This is a genomic window from Clostridium sulfidigenes (assembly GCF_052067195.1).
Classification (GTDB): Bacteria; Bacillota; Clostridia; order Clostridiales; family Clostridiaceae; genus Clostridium_J; species Clostridium_J sulfidigenes.
Map to the genome: position 1 here is coordinate 1 of NZ_JBQHQR010000034.1, position 1876 is coordinate 1876.

The window sequence follows — 1876 nt, forward strand, 5'->3', positions numbered from 1 at the left end:
TTTGATAGATTTCTCTATCGGAATTAACTGGTTTTACCTTTTTCTCTGTTTAATTTTCAAAGACCATTTGGTTTTCATTATCATCGATTACTTCCGACGACTCTTACTATTATACTAGATAATTTTTTATCTGTCAATATTTTTTAGAAGTTTTTTTCTCAACTTCTTATTGTTTACTGCCGCATCTCTCAGCGACAAAACTTATCTTACCATGATTTATTGATATATAAGTTAAATTTTATAGTATTAATCTATGAATATTCCTAAATTGCTTTTAAATACTCTTATTTTCTTCTATATACTTATATTGATACACATGGCATTGTTTATATTGTAGACATAAAAAAATAGCATCATCTATTTCAAAAGATGATGCTATTTTTTATTTAAAGTATTATTACTTATATATCTCTACTTTTTGTTCTTGTTTTAAATCATTTATAAGTTTAATATATTCCATGTTTTGTTTTTGACCTAATAAGTTTAATTTTAATGAATCTTTAACTTCGTCAAAAGATTTCATTACCTCTGGTAACTTCTCATCTACTTTTATTAGATGATATCCAAATTGAGTTTTTACTGGCTCACTAATTTGTCCAACCTCTAATTCAAAAGCTGCATTTTCAAACTCAGGAACCATTTTACCTCTTGTAAATGTTCCTAAATCTCCACCTTGCGAATTTGATGGACAAGTTGAAAATTCTCTTGCTGCTTCTTCAAAACTTAATCCATTATTAATTTTTTCTTTTATTTCTTTAGCTTTATCCTCATTATCAATTAATATATGTTTAGCTCTTACACTTGCTTCGCCTTTAAACATTTCTTTGTTATCTTCAAAGTATTTCTTTACTTCTTCATCTGAAATTGTAACAACATCAAGAACTTTTTTTACTGCAGCTTGAATTAATAAATCTTTCTTTAATAATTCTAATTGAGACTTAAACTCTTCAGTTTCTTCTAACTGTTCATCTATAGCAAACTTATGAAGTAATTCAAAACTTATTAATTGCTCTAAAAGTTGCTCTTTTCCTATTTCACTTGCAAAATGTTCTTGATTTTGTTGTGGAAATCTAGCCATTGCCATATCTACATCTTGTTGAGTTATATTCTTTCCATTAACTGAAGCTAAAATTTTATTTTCCATATTTCTACTCCTTTATGCATTATTGTATTTTACTATATGATAACATACTTTATATCTAAAATGAAATAAAATTTATCTCACCATATGTACAATTTCTAAATAAAAAAATAAATCCTACTACATTAAGTAATAGGATTTGGTGGCTCACCGGGGGATCGAACCCCGGACACCATGATTAAAAGTCATGTGCTCTACCGACTGAGCTAGTGAACCATTTACTGGCTGGGATAGCAGGATTTGAACCTACGAATGCCAGAGTCAAAGTCTGGTGCCTTACCGCTTGGCGATATCCCAATATATGGTGCGTCTTAAGGGATTCGAACCCCTGGCCCACGCCTTAGAAGGGCGTTGCTCTATCCAGCTGAGCTAAAAACGCAAAATGGAGCGGGTGAAGGGAATCGAACCCTCGTAACTAGCTTGGAAGGCTAGCACTCTACCATTGAGTTACACCCGCCTGTGGTGCAGATGAAGGGAGTCGAACCCCCACGCCTAAGGCGCTAGATCCTAAGTCTAGTGCGTCTGCCAATTCCGCCACATCTGCATATGGTGACTCCTAGGGGAATCGAACCCCTGTTACCACCGTGAAAGGGTGGTGTCTTAACCGCTTGACCAAGGAGCCATATTGACCTGGCAACAACCTACCCTCCCACACAGCTTCCCGTGCAGTACTATCGGCCTCTTGATGCTTAACCTTCGTGTTCGGTATGGGAACGGGTGTATCCATCAAAAGCA

At 34.4% G+C, this 1876-nt stretch carries 1 protein-coding gene, 6 tRNA genes and 1 rRNA gene; all 8 read right to left on the reverse strand.

Features of this window, described 5'->3' with window-relative positions; all coding sequences use genetic code 11:
• Positions 1–397: 397 nt before the first annotated feature.
• A complete protein-coding gene (locus tag ACTNBA_RS18990; RefSeq protein WP_441075817.1) occupies positions 398–1144 on the reverse strand; it encodes a peptidylprolyl isomerase in 747 nt (248 codons plus the stop codon).
• A gap of 137 nt (positions 1145–1281) precedes the next feature.
• A tRNA-Lys gene (locus ACTNBA_RS18995) sits at positions 1282–1357 on the reverse strand.
• A gap of 6 nt (positions 1358–1363) precedes the next feature.
• Positions 1364–1438, reverse strand: a tRNA-Gln gene (locus tag ACTNBA_RS19000).
• Between the two features lie 5 nt (positions 1439–1443).
• Positions 1444–1520, reverse strand: a tRNA-Arg gene (locus tag ACTNBA_RS19005).
• Positions 1521–1524: 4 nt separating this feature from the next.
• Positions 1525–1598 (reverse strand) — tRNA-Gly (locus ACTNBA_RS19010).
• Positions 1599–1601: 3 nt separating this feature from the next.
• A tRNA-Leu gene (locus ACTNBA_RS19015) sits at positions 1602–1685 on the reverse strand.
• 3 nt (positions 1686–1688) lie between these two features.
• A tRNA-Glu gene (locus ACTNBA_RS19020) sits at positions 1689–1763 on the reverse strand.
• Between the two features lie 6 nt (positions 1764–1769).
• A 5S ribosomal RNA gene (gene rrf / locus ACTNBA_RS19025) occupies positions 1770–1876 on the reverse strand; the annotation flags it as partial.

Bases quoted from the DNA above. Each gene is read 5' to 3' on its own strand.
- ACTNBA_RS18990 (WP_441075817.1), bottom strand. From the start codon at position 1,144: ATGGAAAATAAAATTTTAGCTTCAGTTAATGGAAAGAATATAACTCAA.